Below are 19,978 nucleotides of genomic sequence, written 5' to 3' on the forward strand. Positions count from 1 at the left end.
GCCCCTTGACCACGACGACCGCGACGACCGCGACCTTCTGCGACGAGCTGTGGACCGCCACGGCCGAGATACGCGCGGCCATCGACAAGCTGCCGTTCGTCACCGGCCTCGGTGACGGCACTCTGGACCGGGACAAGTTCGTCTACTACCTGGCCCAGGACGCCCACTACCTGCGGGACTACGCCCGCGCGCTGGCCAGCGCCGCCGCGAAGGCGGACCGGCCCGAGGACATCGCGTTCTTCGCGCAGCACGCCCACGACGCCGTCATCGTCGAGAGCTCGCTGCACCAGAGCAACGTCGTCGACGTCGATGCCTGGACGCCCTCCCCCACCTGCACCGGATACACCTCCTACCTGCTCTCGGTGGCCCACACCCAGGGCTACGCCGAGCTGGCCGCCGCGGTCCTGCCCTGCTTCTGGATCTACGCCGAGGTGGGCGGGGAACTCCTGGGGCAGGCCGGTGACCTCGCCGCCCACCCGTACGGCGACTGGATCGGCACGTACGCCGACGAGGAGTTCGAGGCCGCCACCGAACACGCCAGGAGCATCGTCAACCGGCTCGCGGACCAGGCCGACCCGGCCACCCGCGCCCGGATGCGTACGGCCTTCATCACCGCGTCCACCTGGGAGTGGATGTTCTGGGACGCCGCCTGGCGCACGGAGGCCTGGCCCTTCGACGCCGCTCCCGACCAGAATGCGGAGCGCGCGAAGTGACGACCAGCACCGAACCCACCGCCCCGAGACCGGCATCGGCACCGACACCGACACCGACACCGACACCGACACCGACACCGGCGAACGAGGCTCCGCTCACCCTCGACCAGCCCACGCCCAAGGTTCTGACCGGCCTGGACCAAGGCGCCTTCTGGGCCAACCTCGGCGTGAGCCTGCTCGGCTTCAGCGGCATGCTGGTCGTCCTCGACCCGCTGGGCACCGGCAGTCCGACCCTGTCGTTCGCCGCCGCCGTCACAGCGTCCGTCGTCGGCACGCTGATCGGCACCTTCGCGCTCGGCCTCGCCGCCATCACCGGGGCCCGCACCGGCGCACCCTCGATGGTGCTGCTGCGCGGCCTGTTCGGCGCGAAGGCGTCGTACCTGCCCACCGTCCTCAATGTCCTCCAGATGGTCGGCTGGGCCGTCTTCGAACTGGTCGTCATTTCCACGGGGTTGAAGATCCTGGCGCGCCAGGTCTTCGGCGAACCGGGACCCGGCTGGCTGTACGTGCTCCTCGCGGGCGCGGTGACAACGGCGCTCACGCTGCGCCCGCTGGGCGCCCTGCGCATCATCCGCCGGTACGTCACCGTCGCCGTCGTCCTGGCCATCCTCTACCTGGGCTGGGACCTGGCGGGCCGCGGCATCCCGATGGAGGGCGGCTCCTGGAAGGACTTCTGGTTCGCCGCCGACAGCGTGATCGCGGTGTCGATCTCCTGGCTGCCGCTGGTCGCGGACTACGCGCGGCACTCCCGCAGCGAGCGGGAGGCGTTCGGCGGCCTGGTGGTGGGCCAGACCCTCGCGGGCATCGCGGGCTCGGTCCTCGGCGTGGCCGCCCTCGCCGTGATCGCGTTCGACAGCACCGACCCGTACAAGGTCTTCGACCCCTTCACCGCCACCAGCGTCGGTGTGATCTGCTTCGGCGTCCTGGTGCTGCGCGAGGTCGACCAGTCCTTCGCCAACGTCTACTCCACCGCCGTCTCCGCCCAGAACCTGCTGCCCCGGGCGGACCGCCGCGTCCTGTGCCTGATCAGCGGCACGCTGGCCACCGGCCTGGCGCTCCTGGTGAACATGGACAGCTACGCCAGCTTCCTCTACCTGATCGGCGCCGTCTTCATCCCGATGTTCGCCGTCCTCGTCGTGGACTTCTTCGTCCTCGGCGGCCACCGCACCTGGGACGTCTCCGAACAGGCCCCCACCCGCTGGATCATGCTGCTGCCCTGGGCACTGGGCTTCGCCACCTACCAGCTGATCGCACCGACGAAGATCGCCGGTTGGTCCGACTTCTGGGCCTGGCTGCAGGACGCGGTGGGTATGACCGTCCAGCCGTGGATGAGCGCCTCCCTGCTCTCCTTCGCAGTGGCCGCGCTCACCACCCTCGCGGTGGGCCGAAGGCACCGGCACGTCGCGGGTTAGAGAACGCGCTTCGCACCGGTCGGTGACGGGCTGCGTCCCGCTCAACCACGGTCGCAGTCGTACGGCCGGGCTGCCGCAGCCCCAACGGATCGACTCCAGGTTGCCGACCAGGGCGGATCCCGCCAGGACACCGCGGAAGAGCACGTCGTGGTTGGTCTGGAGGGCGGGCCGGCCCTCGGCGCGGGTGCCGTCGTACGACACGTAGTCGGCGTCCTCCGTGAAGCACGCGCCGAACGCGGCGGCGTCGTTGTCCGTCCAGGTCCGCATGAAGTGCGCGAAGAGTGCGGTGATCTGCTGGACATCCGAGGGCGTCGAAAGGGAGGCAGGGGTCCGAGCCGGCCGACACCGCTTGCTCCATCAGGTGAGGGGCGCGCCGCTGGACGTCGAGCTGCCGGTCGGCGTGCTGGGCGATCAACCACGCCGCGCGGGCGGCTTCTTCGCCGACCGTTTCTGCGGTCGGCCAGGGCTGATGATCTTCTGCGGCCATGTCGGTGAGTTCCATCGCCAGCGCGGCAGCGTCGTACGCCGTTCTCGACTCCCTTGGTACGTCGGTGCGTTGTGCGCGGCGACGGCAACCCTGAAGGCGCATATGCGGCGTAAAGATCGTTCCGGAGAGCCGCCCTCGTTGCCGGGATGCCTTCGTGCCGCGTCGGGTCGTCTACGGTCGCTTTCATGAGCAGCGATGGAGTGGTGGTGGATGAGGCGGTCCGTGCGGCGTGGGACGCCTGCCGGGTCCTGGAGAAGCGGACGCCGACCCAGGAGCGGCAGCAGGCTCAAGAGCGGGTGAAGGCCGCGATGGACTCGGTCGGGAGCGAGGAGGTCGCCCGGGGCACGGTGTTCCTGGTGGGAGTCCTGACCGGGTACTTGATGTCCGCGCCGCCCGGTGGCGGGGATCGGATTGATCCGCTCAACGAGCTCATCCCTGGGGTGATCCGCCGACTGCCTACCTTCGCGCTGGCCGACCCGGAGCAGGTGCCGATGGCCACTGGAGTACTCATGGCCGCCTCGATGGGCATGGACACCGTGGCCTGGCGCGACCGGTTCGGGAAGATTCCGCCGAAGGAGGCGTTGGTGCACGGCTTCGTGCTGCGGCTGCTCGCTGATCTCTTCGACTCCCTGATCGAGAAGCCCGGAACCATCGACCAGTTGATGCGCGAGACCTTGGCGACCATGGACACCGAGGACCGGGGCTGAACTGTGCGGCACCGTAGGCACGTCGGCCACGACATCGAAGGTGACCGGCCAGTCGGCCCGTAAGTGCGGCCGGCCGGCAGCGGTCCGGGGGTCAGCCGAAGATGAGCGCAACGCCCTTGTCCACGCAGAACTTCATCACGGTGACTGGTTGGCGGGTGTCCTCGATGCGTCGTCGTAGGACGGGATCGCTGTCATCGTGTTGCCGCTGATCGATGATGGCCTCCAGCCGGGGCAGCATGGCCGCGCACTGAGCTTGGGGTGCTGCTCCATGGGCGGTCTGAGCAGTCTCGGTCCGGAGGGGCTGTCAGTGCTCGCCGTTAATCTTCCGTCATGGGAGATGCACCAGGTCAGGACGAGGGGCCCCGCTATGCATGGCGGGACCTGCTGCAACGGTGGAGTGATGAGTGGCTCGACCCCGTGCTGCATGAACAGGAACGGGGCGAGCCGTTTCCTGACGACGTGCGCAGGGCCCGATGGCTGGGGACCGCTGGGGCCACCGGCGAGGAACTCGGCGCGCTCGAAAGGCGCCTGGGCGCCGTTCTGCCGCCGAGCTACCGGCAGTTCCTGCTGACCAGCAACGGCTGGCTCGACACCACCCAGGAGATTCACCGCGTTCTGCCGGCCCAGGAGGTCGGATGGGTACGGGACCTGGACCCGGAACTCATCACCGCCTGGACACAGGGAAGCCGGGACACCGAGCGAGTAAGCGACGAGGAGTACTTCCGCTACGGCGAGGGCCAGGACTCCACCACGCTGCGTCCCGAATACCTGCCGCACACCCTGAAGATCAGCCACACCCCGGACGCCACCGACGTCTACCTTCTCAACCCCTGCGTACTCACCCCGGACGGGGAATGGGAAGCCTGGTATCTCGCCCACTGGCTGCCCGGCGCGGTCCGCTACCCCTCCTTCTGGGAGCTGATGAACGACGAGTACAAGACCTTCCACGACGAACCGTGAGCGGCAGGGCCTCCTGTCCCGTCCTTGGTTACGAGGGCTCGGTGAGCACCCACAACTCCCAGACCCCGGCGGCCCGGCACTCGTAGGCGCGTACGCCGTTCTCCATGTACCAACGGCCGCGCTCATGACAGCGGTTCTCCTCGCCTGGAGGAAAGTCCGCCACATGGTGCCAGCCTGGTCCGGCTGCCGGCGTGGACTGCACGGGCGTGGGTGCGGGCGCGGAGGCGGAGGCGGAAGCAGAGCCAGTTGAGCCGAGGCTCGCCACCAGCAGTGATGTCGCCGCGGCCGCGAGGAGAACGCGTTTCAGGGTTCGCATGGAACGCATCCTTCCGGATTTGACGGGCCCACATCAATGGTGACCGTCGCACCTTCCCCCGATTGGGCTAAAGGGTGATACCTGGGGTCGGACGAGGGCGGAGCGACACCGTTCGGCTTCAGGCAGCGGCGCGCCTCTCCCGCCCCCGCGTCCGGTGACCGCGGTACGAACTGGCATACGTATCAATGCCGTTGAGACGTAGGTTGTACGGGGATACGCCCGCACGCGGCCCGTCGCCCGGCCCACCCGCCGGCCCGCCCCGGTCGCGGCCCGAAGGAAGACGGACAGCTCATATGAACGACCGCACGACCACGCCCGGCCCGGCGGGGCTGCCGAGGATCGAGACCTCGGTGCCGCACTCGGCCAGGATCTGGAACTACTGGCTGGGCGGGAAGGACCACTACCCCGTCGACGAGGCGGCCGGTGACGCGTACAGCGCCGTGTACCCCGGGATCACGGCCATCGCCCGGGGCAGCCGCGCCTTCCTGCACCGCACCCTCGCCCACCTGGTGACCGAGGCCGGCATCCGGCAGTTCCTGGACGTCGGGACGGGTCTGCCGACCAAGGACAACACGCACGAGGTCGCCCAGCGGCTCGCTCCCGACAGCAGGATCCTGTACGTCGACAACGATCCGACGGTCCTCGCGCACGCCCGCGCCCTGCTCACCTCCACCCCGGAGGGAGCCACGGCGTACCTCGACGCCGACCTCGCCGACCCGGACCGCATCCTGGAGGTCGCCGCGCGGACGCTGGACCTCACCCGTCCCACCGCCCTGATCCTCAGCAACATCCTCGGCCACATCGCCGACCACGGGCAGGCGCGCTCCGTCGTCACCCGGCTGATGGCCGCGCTCCCGTCCGGCAGTTACCTCTCCCTCAACGACGGCTCGCGCGGCGTCGACGCGGACTACGAACGGGCCCAGGACGCCTACAACTCCTCCGGCGCCGCCCCGTACTTCCTGCGTCCGGTGGAGGACATCGCCGCCTACTTCGACGGTCTGGAGCTGCTGGAACCGGGCGTGGTGTCCGTACCCCTCTGGCGCCCGGACACCGACGGGCCCGCGCCGGTGCCGATCGGGGAACACGGCGGGCTCGCGCGCAAGCCGTGACGCCGCCGGTCGACCGCACCGCCCGGCCCGGGCGGTGCGGCGCGGTGCCGTCCTGAGCGGCGGATGTTCCGCAGTTGTTCACCTCCGCGTGGCCCGCCCCTCCCCCGGTCCGGGGGCGGGCCCTGTCGGATGAGATCGATCTAGAGGTCTGGACCAATTCCAGGATCGATCCCAGGATCAGGTACAGGAGCGACCCCGGACCGATCGAGACACGCCAACCCTGTGTCCTGTTACCGCAATTGACACCTTGTTGTTCAATTGGTCTATACCTTTGACGGTAGGCTCCCCTCCAGATACAGGCAGATACACAGCCGTGGGGGGCTTTATGACTGTTCATCATCTTCCGCAACCTCCGTCCGACGAAGAGCTCTTCTGGTACTTCGGACCGCAGCACCGGTGGGTCCTGGTCTCCACCTCGCTGGCCTTCGTGTTCACGGCGGCGACCATGTTCACCTTCGCGCTGCGGACCCCGGCCCTGTGGGCCTTCCTCGCGGTCCTCGGGCTCAACGTCGTGGCGCTCGGGCTCTCCTCCGTCAACAGCCTGCGCCGCCGCCGGCTCACCCGGCAGTCGCACGAACTCCTGGTCCGCGCCTGGCAGCCCGCCCGTACGCCGGACGTCGACCTCTACCTGCCCACCTGCGGCGAACCGCTCGACGTACTGGCCAACGCCTACCGGGCGGTGTCCGCGCTCGACTGGCCGGGGCCGCTGACCGTCTGGGTCCTGGACGACGCCGACCGGCCCGAGGTGGCCGGGCTGGCGGCCTCGTACGGCTACCGGTACGTCGTACGGCCCGACCGGGGGCATCTGAAGAAGGCCGGGAACCTCAACCACGCGCTGACGCTGAGCAGTTCCGAGGTCATCGCCATCCTGGACGCGGACTTCGCCCCCCGGCCGGACTTCCTGCGCCATCTCGTCCCCTATCTGGCCGACCCCTCCGTCGGCATCGTGCAGAGCCCGCAGTGCTTCGACACGGACGTGTCGATGAACTGGATCCAACGGGCCGCGGGCTCTGCCCAGGAGTGGTTCTTCCGCTGGATCCAGCCCGCGCGGGACGCCAGCGACGCCGCGATCTGCTGCGGCAGCAACGCCGTCTACCGGCGCGCCGCCGTCGATCTGGCCGGCGGTTTCGCCCGGCTCGACCACAGCGAGGACCTGTACACCGGACTCGCCCTCCACGCCCAGGGGTTCCGCACGCTGTACGTGCCCGTACTCGTCGCCAAGGGCACCTCCCCCGAGTCGGTCACCTCCTTCGTCAACCAGCAGTACCGGTGGGCGATGGGCAACCTGCACCTGCTGAGCACGCCCGTGCTGAAGCGGATGGGGGCGCCCTGGCGGATGCGGCTGTGCTTCGCCGAAGGGATCGTCGGCTATCTGACCACGGCGGTGAACACCTTCGTCGCGCCGCTGCCGCCGCTGGTGATGATGTTCTGGTACCCGGACGACGTACGGCCCTGGCACGTGCTGCCGTTGCTCGCCCCGCTGTGGCTCTGGCACGTGCTGCTGCCCCGGGTCAGCCGCACCCGCTGGCGGGTGGAGGTGATCCGGGCGAACGTCCTGACGAGCGTGGCCGCGGCGACGGCGTTCGTGCACACGCTGCGGGGGCGCAGCGCCGCCTGGGTGCCCACCGGCGCCCGGGGCGCGGGGACTTCGGGCGGCATGGCCCGCCGGGTGGTGGCCGTCTCACTGGGCTGGCTGCTGCTCTCGCACGCGGCGGCCGTCGCGGGGCTGGCGCTCGTGGTGGCACGCAACGGCTGGGCACCCAGTTGGGGACTGCTCCTCTACCTGCTGGTGCAGTGCCAGCTGAACGTGCCGCTGATGCGGCACCTCTTCGCGGAGCTGCGTCCGGGCGGTTCCCGGTCCAGCGGCGCGGGCGCGGTGTCCCGGTCCAGCGGCGCGGGCGCGGTGTCCCGGTCCAGCGGCGCGGGCGCGGTCGTGCGGTCGTTGCTGCGCCGCGTGCGGGCACTGCCGCTGCGGCGGGCCGGCATGCTGCCCCGTCGCTGGCCCGAGACCCTGGCCGCCAGTGCCCTCCTGCTGCTGACCGGGCTCGTGGCGTCCGGCTGGGTCAACCCGATGCTGCCCTGGGTGAGCTGACCGATCCGCTCCCGGCCCACCGTCCCCCACCCACCCCCACCGACCCCGCAGTGGCGGCGTCGGCCGATCCGAAAGGCAATTTCCCCATGTCGTCCCCCGTGGCCCCCGGCCAACGGCAGTCCCCCGAGCAGACTCCCGCTCGCCCCGGGAAGGCTCCCGCTCCCCCCGGGCGGAGCTCGGCCCCACCCGGTGTTCCGCGGAGTCCCGGGAACTCCGAGTCGGGACCCAGTCCGCACCGTTCCGCCTTCCGGCCCGACATCGAAGGGCTGCGCGCGGTCGCCGTCGTCGCGGTCCTCGCCTTCCACGCCGGGATACCCGGTCTGCAGGGCGGTTTCGTGGGCGTGGACGTCTTCTTCGTGATCTCCGGCTATCTGATCACCGGACTCCTCGTGCGCGAGGCGATCACCACCGGCCGTGTCCGGCTCGGCGACTTCTTCTCCCGGCGCGCCAGGCGGCTGCTGCCCTCCGCCGCCGTGGTCCTGCTCGCCGTGGCGGTCGTCGGCGCCTGGCTGAGCGTGCCGCTGAGGCGTACGGAGCTGGAGCACGACGTCGTCGCGGCGGCGCTGTCCTTCGTCAACTGGCGTTTCGTCCTCCAGCAGACCGACTACCTGGCCGCCGGGCACAACGAGAGTCCGCTGCTGCACTTCTGGTCGCTCGCGGTCGAGGAACAGTTCTACTTCCTCTGGGCGCCGCTGCTGGCCGTCGCCGCGCTGTGCGTGAGACGCGCGGTGCGCAGGGGGCGGGCGGTGCGGGCCGTCGTGGCCGTCGTCGCCGGGCTGCTGGCCCTCGGGTCCTTCGTACTGTCCCTGCACTGGACGCAGGGGTCGGTCTCGCTCGCGTACCTCGGAACTCCTTCGCGGGTCTGGCAGTTCGGCGCCGGGGCGCTGCTCGCCCTGCTGCCCTGGCACCTGATGCGCGGTCCGCGGCCGCTGCGGCTGCTGTGCGGGTGGGCCGGGGCGCTGGCCATCGGCTGGTGCGTGGTGTCGTACGACGCCTCGACGCCCTACCCCGGATTCGCGGCGCTCGTGCCGACGCTGGGCACCGCCGCCGTCATCCTGGCCGCGATCCCCGGCCGGGGCGAGCGGGACGTCTGCGGCGCCCTCGGCGTGGGGCGGCTGCTGTCGCTGCGGGCTCCCCGGGCGGTGGGGCGGCTGTCCTACACCCTGTACCTGTGGCACTGGCCGGTGCTGGTGCTGGCGGAGGCCCGGCTCGGGGCGCTCGGCTGGCCGGCGAAGAGTGCCCTGACGCTGGCCGCCGTACTGCCCGCGCTCGCCACGACGTACGGCGTCGAGCGCCCGCTGCGCCGCAGCCGCACGGTCTCCGCGCACGCCAGACGCGGGCTCTCGGTGGGGGTCACGGCGATCGTGCTGCCGGTCGCGTTCGCCCTCGTGGTCGGGTCGACGGCATTCCACGGGCTCGGCCCCGACCGGCCGGTGGACCTGCGGGGCCTGCCCGCGGGCGCGGCTTCGGGACCGGACCTCCTGGTACGTCAGCAGGGCGTGCCCCTCCCGGACGGCCCGGTGACGCCCGGGCCCGCCCAGGCGCGCAAGGACTTCCCGCCGGACGGGGAGTGCCAGGTCGCCCCGGCCGTGACCCGCAGCCCCGCCTGCCTGTTCGGGGCGGTGCGGAGCCCGGACCGGATCGTGCTGCTGGGCGACTCGCACGCCGGGCAGTGGTTCTCCCCCCTGCTGGCGCTCGCGGCCCAGCGGGGCTGGGCGCTGCAGGAACTGGTCAAGCAGGGCTGCCCGTTGCCGCGGCTCACGGTGCGCAGCCCGCAGCTCGGCCGCACCTACCGGGAGTGCGACACCTGGCGGGCGGACACCCTGGAGCGGCTGCGGCAACAGCCCAGGCCACGGCTCGTCGTCATCTCCTCGCTCAACCGCTACACCGACGACCAGAAGCTCCTGACCGAGGGGTGGGAGCAGACCCTGCGGCCGCTGCGGGAACTCGGGGTGCCGATCGTCTACGTCGAGGACACCCCGGTGCCCGGCAAGGACGTCCCGGCCTGCGTCTCCGGCCACTTGGAGGATCCCGCCGTCTGCGCGTTCGACCGCGGGCGGGCGCACCAGCCCGATCCGCTGGCACGCCAGATCGCGTCCGGCGCGCTGCCCGGCGTGCGGAGCGTGAACGTGAACCGGGTGCTGTGCCCGGGTACGGGACCGACCTGCCCCGCCGTACTGGACCGGGTGCTCCTCTACCGGGACGACACCCACCTGACGAACGCGGCGGCCGTCGTACTGACGTCCCGGCTGGAGCGATTGCTGACCGAGGCGGGTGCGCTGCGCGCCCCGGGCGCGGCCGGAAACGCGGCGGACCAGGGCCCGACGTCCGGCACGCCGGGGCCCGACGGCTGGACCCGGCTGCTGCGCGACGACTTCGAAGGACCGGCGGGCAGCCCTCCCTCCCCCGCCACCTGGCTGCACGACGTCGGTACCTGCTATCCCGGCTGCCCCGCCCCGCAGTGGGGCACCGGCGAGATCGAGACGATGACCGACTCGACGGACAACGTCCGTCTCGACGGGAAGGGCGCGCTGGAGATCGTCCCCACCCGGAAGGACGGCCGTTGGAGTTCGGGCCGGATCGAGACCCGCAGGGCCGACTTCGCGGCGCCGCCCGGCGGGACCCTGCGGATCGAGGCGTCGATCGCCCTGCCGGACGTGACGGGGCCGGCGGCCGCCGGGTACTGGCCCGCGTTCTGGACTCTGGGGGCTCCGCTGCGCGACGGGTACACCGGCTGGCCCGGCGTCGGCGAACTGGACGTCATGGAGTCCGTGAACGGGCGGGACACCGTCTTCGGCACCATGCACTGCGGGGTGCTGCGGGGCGGGCCCTGCCGGGAACCGGCCGGTCTGAGCTCGGCCGAGCGGCCGTGCCCCGGCTGCCGCACGTCCTTCCACTCGTACGCCGTGGAGATCGACCGTGCGCCCGGCGGTGAGGAGGTGCGCTGGTACGTGGACGGCCGGGTGCACCACCGGGTGACCGCGCGGCAGTTGGGCCCCGAGACGTGGCGGCGGGCGGTGGACCACGGGCTCTTCCTGATCCTCAACGTGGCCATTGGCGGTGAGCTCCCCCGCCAGGACGGCGCGTCACCGGGCCCGGCCACCGAACCGGGCCACCCGATGCGGATCGACCACGTCACCGTATCGACGCGGCAGGGGGCGGTGACCCAGCGAGGGGCGGTGACCCCGCGAGGGGCGGTGGCGCCGCAGGAGAAGGGCGGCCGGGGCTGACAGCCGCACCGGCACGCCGTACGACGCCCCCGGCCCCGGCGGACATCGCGTCCGCCGGGGCCGACGGGTCAGCGTTCGCGTTCCGGGCGGGCAGTGGAACTGGTCGTGGTGGTGTGCTGGATGAGGCCGCTGAGGATGAGGGCGAGGCCCGCCTCGAACGCCGATTCGTGGTCGAGGAGCGGGACATCGGGCGGCAGGTCCTCCTGCGGGGCTGTTTCCGCCTGCTCCTCCAGCACGCAGCCGACCGTGTAGCGGCCGGCGGCCAGCATCGCCATGTGTGCGTCCTTCTCGGTCACGCCGGAGGCGACGAGGAAGGTCATCTTGCGCCGGATCCGGTCGAGGTCGCCGACCGGGGTGCTGCCGGCGTGGAGGCGCGCGCCGTCGCGGCGCTGCAGCAGGGTGCGCCGGAAACTGCGCGAGTTCTCCAGGAACCACTCGCGCCAGTCGTCCGCGGGTGACGGGAGCGGCGCGGTGGCGTGCGGGGCCATGGCGGCTTCCGCCATGGCGGCCAAGAGGTCCCTCTTGGTCCGGAAGTGGTAGTAGAGCGACGGCTGTTCGACGCCCAGGCGCTTGGCCAGCCGCCTGGTGCTGACGGTGTCCAGCCCTACTTCGTCGAGCAGGTCCAGCGCCTCGGTGACGACGGTCTCGCGGTTCATCTTGGTCACATTGACATTCTATCGGTGATAGATGACTCTGGAAATAAATCAATCACTGATAGATTTTGGAGTGGCTGTCATGGCGGACAAGATCGGGAAGCGCGCTCTGCGGGTCCTTGTCGCGGGTGGCGGCGTCGCCGGGCAGGCGTTGGCCTTCTGGCTCACCCGGGGTGGTCACCAGGTGACGGTCGTCGAGCGGTTCCCGGCGCTGCGCGCCTCGGGTGCGCAGGTCGATCTGCGCGGGCAGGGCATCGAGGCGGTGAAACGCATGGGGCTGCTGGACGCCGTGCGCGGCCGGCTGGTGGACGAGGCGGGCGTCGCCTTCGTCGATTCCCGCGGGAGGCCGAAGGCGACGATCATGGCGAACACCTCCGGCCGGGGCCGCCAGGCCCTCACCTCGGAGTACGAGATCATGCGCGGCGACCTGGTCCGCATCCTCCACGACGCGACCGAGGACGGCACCGAGTACGTCTTCGGCAAGAGCGTCGACGGCTTCGACGGGGACGAGGGCGGGGATCACGTCATCGCACGTTTCTCGGACGGGACCAGCGGCGAGTACGACCTGCTGGTCGGTGCGGACGGACAGGGCTCACGCATCCGGCGTGCGCTTCTTCCGCAGGAGGGCGACCGGTACTGGCGCATCGGCATGCACATGGCCTACTGGTTCGTTCCGCGCATCGCCTCCGACAGCAACATCCGGGACACCTATATGGTCCCGGGCGGCCGGCAGATCATGCGCCGCAGCCACAACGCGACCGAGACGCAGGTGTACTTCGTGCTGCGCGAGGAGTCGGCGGAAGCCTCCGCGATCCACCGCGCTCCCGTCGAGCGGCAGCAGGAGTTCTGGGCCGACCGCTTTCGCGACGCGGGCTGGCAGACCGAGCGCTTCGTCGAGGGCATGGGGACGAGCCCGTTCTTCTACTCCCAGGAGATCGCCCAGGTGCGCACGGACACCTGGTCCAAGGGCCGCGTGGTCCTGGTCGGCGACGCCGCGCACTGCGCATCCCCGTACAGCGGCATGGGCGTCTCTGGCGGTTTGGTCGGCGCCTACGTCCTGGCCGGTGAGATCAACCGGCACGCCGACGACCTGCCCACCGCCCTGGCGAACTACGACCGCGTCCTGCGGCCCTTCGTCGACGGGATCCAGGCCGAGGTGAACCCCCGGCTGCTACGCGTGGGCATGCCCAGGAACCGGTACGCGATCACCGCCTTCCAGAACCTGACCGCGCTGGCCTGCTTCTTCCGCGTTCCCGACCTGGTGGCACGGTTCTCGAAGGAGGACCGCGGCGGCGACTGGCAACTCCCGGCGTACCCGCTGCCCGGCTGTCGGCCTGCACGTGAACACGCCCACTCACGTACGAATTGACCTGCCCTCCTCCCCCCGACGTACCGGAGATTGATCGTGGGCAGTCCGCCGGGCCGGGTTCTCCGTCCACTTCACGGTCCTCGGCGCGGGTGTCGGCTCCTTCTCCGCCTACCCGAGCCACCCGAGCTACCCGAGTTCACCGCGACGGAAGGCGTCCCTCATCTCGCTGAGCCTCGCGGTCGTTGCCGGGGAGGACTCCTCCTGTGCTTGCTCGGCAAGTCGGAGGGCATCGTCGATCTCGCTGAGCTTCCTGGAGGACAGGACGGCCGCCCGCTCCATCAGGTCGTCCCGGGACACGGTGGTCAGCCACGTGCACGGGGTGAGGCCCGGACGCGGGAACGCGAGCCGCAACACGCCTTCGAGAGGCAGCCCTTCACTGGCGCCGACCTTCACTTCGATGCCCAGACCGCTGATGTCGAGACCCGCCGGAGCGACGACCTGCATCACCTGGAACCCGGACGCCTCGTCTCCTGACAGCAGTACGACCAGCCTCCGCTCGTCGAACTGAACCCACCAGACTTCGCCACGCTGCACAGGCCCTCCGATACACAGGTACACAGGGCGGCAGGCGGACGATCATGCGCTGGCCGCAGACCACAGCGTAGGCCCTGCCTGTCGACAGGAGACGTTCGAGGACCTGCCGAGCCGGACAGCGGGACGCTACACACGAGTCGAACCCCGGGGCGGGGCGCGGAAGTTGGTATTCAGCCTGGCGCCGGTCTGTCGGGCGACGCCGCCACCAGGCCGGCGGCAGGATGGACGGCGGGCGTCGTGGGTGGTGCGGCATTCGGCCCGTCGAGGACCGGGGCAAGCGCGTCATCGGGTGCAAGGACCGTCAGTGGCGTGTACGGCGATCCGGCCCCGCGTACGGACTCGGCCTGCGCGGACTCGCTGCCCGTGGCTGCGGCGAAGTCTTTCGTGAGTGGTGCGCCGGTCCGTTCTGCCGCCTCGCGTCGGCCGGGCCGAAACGGGTGCGTCGTCCCTGCTCAGTGGCGTTCCGGTGACGAAGGACCCCGGCGTTGCCGGTCAAGTGCCGCTGGAGAAGCGCCGAACCGCGTCTTCGTACGGTTCTCGTGCGACGGCGGGAAGCACGGAAGCACACCGAACCGCGTCGTCCCACGAAGTCGTCCCACGAACCCGCCATTCGGCATGAGGAGAAGTGGCACCCGTATGCACGACACACAAGGGGCACGAGTCACCACGGCGAGCGGCAACCCGTATTGCCTGCGTGAGGCTCTGCTGGAGACGCTCGCACGGGAGACGAGCGCGCTCGCCGAGGAGACCGCCGTAGTGTTGAGGATGTCCGCGGAGGGCCTCACCCCGGACGCGGACATCTTTGCCCGGATTGCCCGCAGGAACGTTCCGCGCTGGCACTTCGCCATGCTCAACGACACCCCTCGCAACGAGGGCCTGGTCACCGCGCTGGAGCGGGGCATCCCGCCCGGCGCGCGGGTACTCGACATCGGTTCGGGCAGCGGGCTGCTCGCCATCGCCGCGGCGCGGGCCGGTGCCGGGCGGGTGTTCACGTGCGAGATGAACCCCCTGCTCGCGGAGGTCGCCCGTAACGTCGTGGACGCCCACGGACTGTCCGACGTGATCACCGTGATCAGCAGGCTCTCCACCGAACTCGACGCCGAACGCGACCTGGGCGGGCCCGTGGACGTCCTCGTGTCCGAGATCGTCGACTGCGGCCTGATCGGTGAGGGACTGCTGCCCTCGGTGCGGCACGCCCGCGCGCACCTGCTCGCACCCGGCGGCATCATGCTGCCCTCGGTGGGCCGGCTCCACGGCCAACTGGTCAGCAGCGACGCGGTGCTCCGGCTCAACCAGGTCACCACGGCCAGTGGCATCGACATCTCGCTCATGAACGTGCTGGCCACCCGCGGCCACTTCCCGGTCCGGCTCAACACCTGGCCGCACCAATTCCTGTCCGAGCCCCTCCCGGTCGCCACGTTCGACCTGGCGCGCGACCCCCTGCAACCCGGTCGGCGCACGCTGAGGATCCCCGCCACCGCCGACGGGGAGGCCCACGCACTCGTGGTCTGGATCGAGTTGGACATGGGCCACGGCATCGTCCTGACCAACCCGCCGGACCAGCCCGAGTCGCACTGGATGCAGGGCTGGGTCCCCCTGGACAAACCCGTGCCTACCAAGGCGGGCGAGCCCGTATCACTGCGGCTGGCCTGGAACGACTTCAGGCTGCACGTACACGTCTGATCGCGCGCCTGATTCGCGCGTCTGATTCGCGCATCTGACCGCGCACCGGCGCCGGAAGGGCGCTGCGCAGCACATCCCCGTCCGTCTGCGGCCAGGAGGCCAGCGATGAATCACGTTCCCGACCACGTCCCGTTCGAGCTCAGCGGGACAGAACTGCGCGACGCGGTGGTCCAGTACGCCACCGCCCCGATCTACCACGACAACGTGGACTGGCTGAACCACGACAACCCCTACCGCCGCCAGTTGAGGCCTCAGGTCCTGCCGCACCTCGACTTCGACGGCACACCCGCCCGCGACGGCATCCTCGACTACCCGAGCCTCGCCGCACAGCGCCTTCTGACCAGCATCTACGAGGCCGACCTGGTGTTCCTCCCGAAGTCCGGGCTACAGGGCAAGGAGGAGGACTTCAAGGCCTTCTACAGTCCCGCCAACCGGGCTCTCGGCGAGCGGATCCGGCCGGCCCTGGAGCGCTACGCCTTCGGTTTCCTCGACGACGAGGTGGAGACCTCGGGCACCTGGACCGCCGCCAGTCTCGACGCCTACCTCGACTCCCTGGACGCCGGTGCCCCGGCCCAGGCGTCGCCCGCCGAGCTGGCCATCCGCGGCTCCGCCGACAAGGAGCGGGCGGCCCGCATGTGGCTGGTCCAGTTCATCCCGGACTTCCTCTCCGAGGCGTCGCCGATGATACGGAACCTACTCGGCCACTACGGGCCCGCCCAGTCCGAGTGGTTCAAGGTCGTCATCGACGAGTACGGCTACGGCGTCCACGAGACCAAGCACAGCACCCTGTTCGAGAAGACCCTGGAGTCGGTCGGGCTGGAGTCCGAGCTCCACCGTTACTGGCAGTACTACCTCAACAGCAGCCTGCTGCTGAACAATTACTTCCACTACCTGGGCAAGAACCACGAGCTGTTCTTCCGCTACGTGGGCGCGCTCTATTACACCGAGACCTCCCTGGTCGACTTCTGCCGTCGCGCCGACCGGCTGCTGAAGGACGTCTTCGGGGAAACGGTCGAGACGGGCTACTTCACCGAGCACGTCCACATCGACCAGCACCACGGCCGGATGGCCCGGGAGAAGATCATCAAGCCGCTGGTCGAGGCCCACGGCGAGGGGATCATCCCGGAGATCGTGCGCGGCATCGAGGAGTACCGGGTCCTTCTGGAGGTCGCCGACTTCGACTTCAGTGAGCAGATCGCCTGGATGGACGCCCAGCCGGAGCTGAAGAAGCTGCACGGCCCCGTCCACTCCGCCCTCCTGGAGGGCCGCGTGCAGGTGCCCGTGGCGCATCTCGTCGAACCCTTCAACGAGCTGTCCAACACGCACTGCCACGAGGGCGACGAGCTCTGCCACATCGTCTCCGGCACCATGCGCTTCGAGAGCGGCCTGGGTTCCTCGCTGACCCTGGAGGCCGGCGAGGGCGTGGTCATCAAGCGAAACCGTCTGCACGGCGCGGACATCCTGTCCGACGAGTGCGTCTACGAGATCCACTCCGTAGGGGATTACCGGAAATGCCTGTCGTGACGTTCGCCGCCGAGGGGCGGGACAACTGTGCGGTCGTGGCCGGAACGCCCTATGTCTACGCCACGGCCCGGGGCCGGGGGTTCGTGATGCGGGCCGACTGCGCGCACCGCGGTGGCCCGCTGCACCTGGCCGATCTGGCCGGTCTGGCCGACTTGGCCGACCCGGCCGAGGACGGCATCCGGCTCGTGTGTCCCTGGCACGAGCGCAGGACGTCACTGACCCGGCTGCGCGCGCGGATCCCGGCGGTGCGCACCGGCAACCGGGTCACCGCGGTCCTGCCCGACCGGCCGCAGGCCGGTGGTTGGCCCGCGGCTCGGGCGGTCTCTCCCGGCGCGGTCCTGGAGCACCGGCCGCTGTCGCCCGGGCTTTCCGGGCGGCCGGTGGCATGCGCGATGCCGTGAGACCGGCCGGTTTTGTACGGATGTCCGGTGCGCGGCCCGCGCCTTGGGCCACAGACCTCCGGCCCCAGACCTTGGGCCACAGACCGTGGGCCACGCATGACCACACGCGAGGAGAACGGATCATGAGCACGGACGAGGGCAAGCCGCTGCTGCTGCTGATAGGCAGCAGCGCCCGGCGCAGCCGGGAGTTCATCCTCAGGGCGGTCAGCGGCCGCTACGCACTCTGGCTGCTGCAACCGGCGCCGGTGACCTGGGAGGAGCCCTACGTCGTCGGCGGCACACAGGTGGACAACACCGACCCCGGACTCCTCGTCGAGGCCGCGCGTCGGGTGGCCGCCGAGCGCGAGGTGGCCGGGGTGTTCTGTTACGACGAGGGCCTGGTCACCCCGGCCGCCCACGTCACGCGGGCACTTGGTCTGCCGGGCAACTCGCCCGGGACGGTCATCGCCTGCCGCGACAAGAACGCCACCCGGATCGCGCTGGAGCGCGCCTCGGTCGCCCAGCCCGCCTCGATCGGCGTGCGCTCCCTCGACGAGGCGCACGAGGCGGCGCGGAAGCTGGGCTTCCCGGTCGTGCTCAAGCCCCGCGGCCTGGCCGGGAGCATGGGCGTACGCCGGGCCGACGGCGCCGGGGACGTGGCGGGCGCCTATCGGGCGGCGGCCGGCGCGTCCTATCCGGGCGTGCCCGTCTTCGAGACCTCCGTACTCGTCGAGGAGTACGTCGAGGGCCCCGAAATCAGCGTCGACGCCGTGTTCTTCGAGGGCGAGGGCACACCGCTCGCGGTGGCCCGCAAGCACGTGGGGTTCGCGCCCTTCTTCGAGGAGACCGGCCACGACGTCGACGCGGCCGACCCGCTGCTGACCGACCCCGGCCTGCTGGCGGCACTGCGCGCCAGCCACGCCGCGCTCGGTTTCCACACCGGCGTCAGTCACACCGAGTTCCGCCTCACCGCGGAAGGACCCCGGCTCATGGAGGTCAACGCCCGCCTCGGCGGCGACATGATCCCCTACCTCGGCGAGCTTGCCACCGGCATTGATGTGGCGCTGGCGGCGGCAGACGTCGCGGCGGGCCGCCGGCCCCGGACCGAGCAGACCCGCCGCCGGGCCGCGGCGATCACCTTCCTGTACCCCGAGCGGGACCTGGAGGTCGAGTCGGTGACCGTGCACGAGGACCGGTTCACCCCCGAGATCCACAGCGCCGACGCCATGGCCGAGCCGGGCACCGTCCTGCGACTGCCACCGCGCGGCTACATCTCCCGCTACGCCCGCGTCATCGCGCTCGCCGACACCGTGGCGCAGGCGCGGACGGCGCTGGAGCGGGCGACGCACATCGTCGAGCTCACGTACCGGCCGGCCGGGGAGGCCGCCCCATGACCGAGCAGAGGTCCGCCGCCCCCGGCGGCGGACCGCACCCCTCCGTCATGCAGGCTCTGCGCGGCATCCCGGGCCCGATCTGGCTCGTACTCGTCGGCATGCTGGTCAACCGGCTCGGCAACTTCCTCCAGATCTTCCTGATCCTCTACCTCACCGCCAAGGGCTTCTCGGCGACCGAGGCGGGTCTGGCGCTCGGCGCGTACGGCGCCGGATCCGTGGCCGGCGTCCTGGTGGGCGGCTCGGTCTCCGACCGCATCGGGTACGCCTGGACCATCGCCGGTTCCATGGCGCTCGCCGGGCTCGGCACGCTGGTCCTGCCCCACTTCGACGTCCTGCCCCCGATCATCGTGGTGTCCGCGCTCATCGGGCTCCTCGCGCAGATGTACCGCCCGGCATCCGCGGCCCTCCTGGTGGAGCGCACTCCCGAGGACCACCACGTCATGGTGTTCGCCGTCTACCGCATGGCGTTCAATCTCGGCACCACGGTCGGCCCGCTGCTCGGCGCCCTTCTGATCAGCCACTCGTACCACGTCATTTTCTACCTGGAGGCCGCGGCGCAACTGGTGTTCGCCGTCTTCGCGTTGACCCTCGCGCGCTCCGGGGGCGGCTCGGCGCGGCCGTCGGCCGACGACGACGCACCGGCACGTTCCCGCTCGTACAGGGTCGTGCTGCGGGACACCCGCTATGTGCTGTTCCTGCTCGCGCTGTTCCTCAACGCCGTCGTCTACATCCAGCACACCTCGGCTCTGCCGCTCCAGATCCGGGCCGACGGGCACGGTGTGGCGTTCTACTCAGCGCTGCTGTCGCTGAACGCCGTCATGGTCATCTGTCTGGAGCTGCTGTTCACGAAGTACGTGCAGAAGTTGCCGGGACGGGTCGCCGTGGCCCTGGGCGTGGGCCTGGTCGGCGTCGGTATGAACCTGTACGTGGCCGGGCCCGGCATGGCCGTGTACGTGGTGGCCACGATCGTGTGGACGTCGGGCGAGATGATCGGCACCCCGACGGCGTCCGCCTGGCCGGGCCGGGTGGCCCCCGGGCATCTGCGGGGCCGATACCTCGCCGCCGCCGCGTTCCCGATGCAGATCGGTTACGCGATCGGCCCCGTGCTCGGCGTCGCCGCCTGGCAGGCGTCCGCGGCGTCGGTGTGGTGGCTGTCCGGGGTGCTCACCGTCGGGGCGGTTGCCGCCGCCTGGGCCGGGATGCGCGACCCGCGGGCCGATAAGGCCGCCGACGCGGGCCCGGCTGCCCGGCCGGCGGATTCCACGGGGCCGGCCGATTCCGCCCAATCGGCCACCGGAGCCGCCGAACCGGTGGACGGCGGCGCTCCGGCCGCCAGGGACACCCCTTGATCCTCCGTCCCTCTCCCTCCGTCCCTCTCCCTCCGCCCCATTCCCTCCTCCCCTCTCCCTCTGGTG

At 70.8% G+C, this 19,978-nt stretch carries 17 protein-coding genes and 2 pseudogenes; 13 read left to right on the plus strand and 6 right to left on the minus strand.

Annotated elements, in window-relative coordinates; all coding sequences use genetic code 11:
* Window positions 1–5: 5 nt before the first annotated feature.
* Window positions 6–713 carry a thiaminase II gene (gene tenA, locus ACZ5PB_RS21550; RefSeq protein WP_468693321.1) on the plus strand — a complete coding sequence of 236 codons (708 nt, stop codon included), beginning with the start codon at window positions 6–8 and terminating at the stop codon, window positions 711–713.
* Window positions 710–2,125, plus strand: coding sequence for a purine-cytosine permease family protein (locus tag ACZ5PB_RS21555; RefSeq protein ID WP_468693322.1), 1,416 nt, complete (start codon window positions 710–712; stop codon window positions 2,123–2,125). The genes tenA and ACZ5PB_RS21555 overlap by 4 nt, the downstream gene beginning before the upstream one ends.
* Window positions 2,126–2,221: 96 nt before the next feature.
* Here ACZ5PB_RS21555 and ACZ5PB_RS21560 read toward each other — a convergent pair.
* Window positions 2,222–2,416, minus strand: a pseudogene (locus ACZ5PB_RS21560) (SgcJ/EcaC family oxidoreductase); the annotation flags it as partial.
* A gap of 40 nt (window positions 2,417–2,456) precedes the next feature.
* Window positions 2,457–2,627: pseudogene (locus ACZ5PB_RS21565) on the minus strand (DUF6624 domain-containing protein); the annotation flags it as partial.
* A gap of 170 nt (window positions 2,628–2,797) precedes the next feature.
* Between ACZ5PB_RS21565 and ACZ5PB_RS21570 the strand changes: the two are divergent.
* A complete protein-coding gene (locus ACZ5PB_RS21570) occupies window positions 2,798–3,319 on the plus strand; it encodes a hypothetical protein (protein ID WP_468693323.1) in 522 nt (173 codons plus the stop codon).
* Between the two features lie 91 nt (window positions 3,320–3,410).
* On the opposite strand, the gene ACZ5PB_RS21575 is transcribed toward ACZ5PB_RS21570, so the two are convergent.
* The gene (locus ACZ5PB_RS21575; protein WP_468693324.1) at window positions 3,411–3,557 is read right to left on the minus strand and encodes a hypothetical protein; all 147 of its coding nucleotides are present in this window, start codon (window positions 3,555–3,557) and stop codon (window positions 3,411–3,413) included.
* A gap of 92 nt (window positions 3,558–3,649) precedes the next feature.
* On the opposite strand from ACZ5PB_RS21575, the gene ACZ5PB_RS21580 reads away from it, so the two are divergent.
* Window positions 3,650–4,279, plus strand: a complete 630-nt coding sequence (locus tag ACZ5PB_RS21580; protein WP_468693325.1) for an SMI1/KNR4 family protein — start codon at window positions 3,650–3,652, stop codon at window positions 4,277–4,279.
* 28 nt (window positions 4,280–4,307) lie between these two features.
* Here the strand turns inward: ACZ5PB_RS21580 and ACZ5PB_RS21585 are convergent, their stop codons facing one another.
* Window positions 4,308–4,595 (minus strand): hypothetical protein, encoded by a 288-nt coding sequence (locus tag ACZ5PB_RS21585; RefSeq protein ID WP_468693326.1) that lies wholly within the window; start codon window positions 4,593–4,595, stop codon window positions 4,308–4,310.
* A gap of 293 nt (window positions 4,596–4,888) precedes the next feature.
* Here ACZ5PB_RS21585 and ACZ5PB_RS21590 point away from each other — a divergent pair, with 293 nt between their 5' ends.
* From ACZ5PB_RS21590 to ACZ5PB_RS21600, 3 genes are all read left to right on the plus strand, one after another.
* Window positions 4,889–5,704: an SAM-dependent methyltransferase gene (locus ACZ5PB_RS21590; RefSeq protein ID WP_468693327.1), complete on the plus strand. Its 816-nt coding sequence runs from the start codon at window positions 4,889–4,891 to the stop codon at window positions 5,702–5,704.
* Between the two features lie 325 nt (window positions 5,705–6,029).
* Window positions 6,030–7,796, plus strand: a complete 1,767-nt coding sequence (locus tag ACZ5PB_RS21595; protein ID WP_468693328.1) for a glycosyltransferase family 2 protein — start codon at window positions 6,030–6,032, stop codon at window positions 7,794–7,796.
* Window positions 7,797–7,882: 86 nt separating this feature from the next.
* Entirely contained in the window at window positions 7,883–11,026 is a 3,144-nt protein-coding gene (locus tag ACZ5PB_RS21600; protein WP_468693329.1) for an acyltransferase family protein, read from the plus strand.
* 68 nt (window positions 11,027–11,094) lie between these two features.
* Here ACZ5PB_RS21600 and ACZ5PB_RS21605 read toward each other — a convergent pair whose 3' ends face one another.
* A complete protein-coding gene (locus ACZ5PB_RS21605) occupies window positions 11,095–11,682 on the minus strand; it encodes a TetR/AcrR family transcriptional regulator C-terminal domain-containing protein (protein ID WP_468693586.1) in 588 nt (195 codons plus the stop codon).
* A 79-nt stretch (window positions 11,683–11,761) separates the two neighbouring features.
* Here ACZ5PB_RS21605 and ACZ5PB_RS21610 point away from each other — a divergent pair, with 79 nt between their 5' ends.
* On the plus strand, window positions 11,762–13,048 hold the full coding sequence (locus ACZ5PB_RS21610) for an FAD-dependent monooxygenase (protein ID WP_468693330.1): 1,287 nt from the start codon (window positions 11,762–11,764) through the stop codon (window positions 13,046–13,048).
* A gap of 126 nt (window positions 13,049–13,174) precedes the next feature.
* On the opposite strand, the gene ACZ5PB_RS21615 is transcribed toward ACZ5PB_RS21610, so the two are convergent.
* Window positions 13,175–13,582, minus strand: coding sequence for a type II toxin-antitoxin system PemK/MazF family toxin (locus ACZ5PB_RS21615; RefSeq protein ID WP_468693331.1), 408 nt, complete (start codon window positions 13,580–13,582; stop codon window positions 13,175–13,177).
* Between the two features lie 636 nt (window positions 13,583–14,218).
* Between ACZ5PB_RS21615 and ACZ5PB_RS21620 the strand changes: the two genes are divergently transcribed.
* The 5 genes from ACZ5PB_RS21620 to ACZ5PB_RS21640 all read left to right on the plus strand — a co-directional run bounded on the left by ACZ5PB_RS21620 (window position 14,219) and on the right by ACZ5PB_RS21640 (window position 19,912).
* The gene (locus tag ACZ5PB_RS21620; RefSeq protein WP_468693332.1) at window positions 14,219–15,265 is read left to right on the plus strand and encodes a 50S ribosomal protein L11 methyltransferase; all 1,047 of its coding nucleotides are present in this window, start codon (window positions 14,219–14,221) and stop codon (window positions 15,263–15,265) included.
* A 105-nt stretch (window positions 15,266–15,370) separates the two neighbouring features.
* Window positions 15,371–16,789 (plus strand): iron-containing redox enzyme family protein, encoded by a 1,419-nt coding sequence (locus ACZ5PB_RS21625; RefSeq protein WP_468693333.1) that lies wholly within the window; start codon window positions 15,371–15,373, stop codon window positions 16,787–16,789.
* On the plus strand, window positions 16,777–17,190 hold the full coding sequence (locus tag ACZ5PB_RS21630) for a Rieske (2Fe-2S) protein (RefSeq protein ID WP_468693334.1): 414 nt from the start codon (window positions 16,777–16,779) through the stop codon (window positions 17,188–17,190). Before ACZ5PB_RS21625 ends, ACZ5PB_RS21630 begins: the two co-directional genes overlap by 13 nt.
* A gap of 122 nt (window positions 17,191–17,312) precedes the next feature.
* Window positions 17,313–18,563: an ATP-grasp domain-containing protein gene (locus tag ACZ5PB_RS21635; RefSeq protein ID WP_468693335.1), complete on the plus strand. Its 1,251-nt coding sequence runs from the start codon at window positions 17,313–17,315 to the stop codon at window positions 18,561–18,563.
* Window positions 18,560–19,912, plus strand: coding sequence for an MFS transporter (locus ACZ5PB_RS21640; RefSeq protein ID WP_468693336.1), 1,353 nt, complete (start codon window positions 18,560–18,562; stop codon window positions 19,910–19,912). Before ACZ5PB_RS21635 ends, ACZ5PB_RS21640 begins: the two co-directional genes overlap by 4 nt.
* Window positions 19,913–19,978: the final 66 nt, after the last annotated feature.

This window comes from Streptomyces sp. NPDC032721 (genome assembly GCF_055579625.1).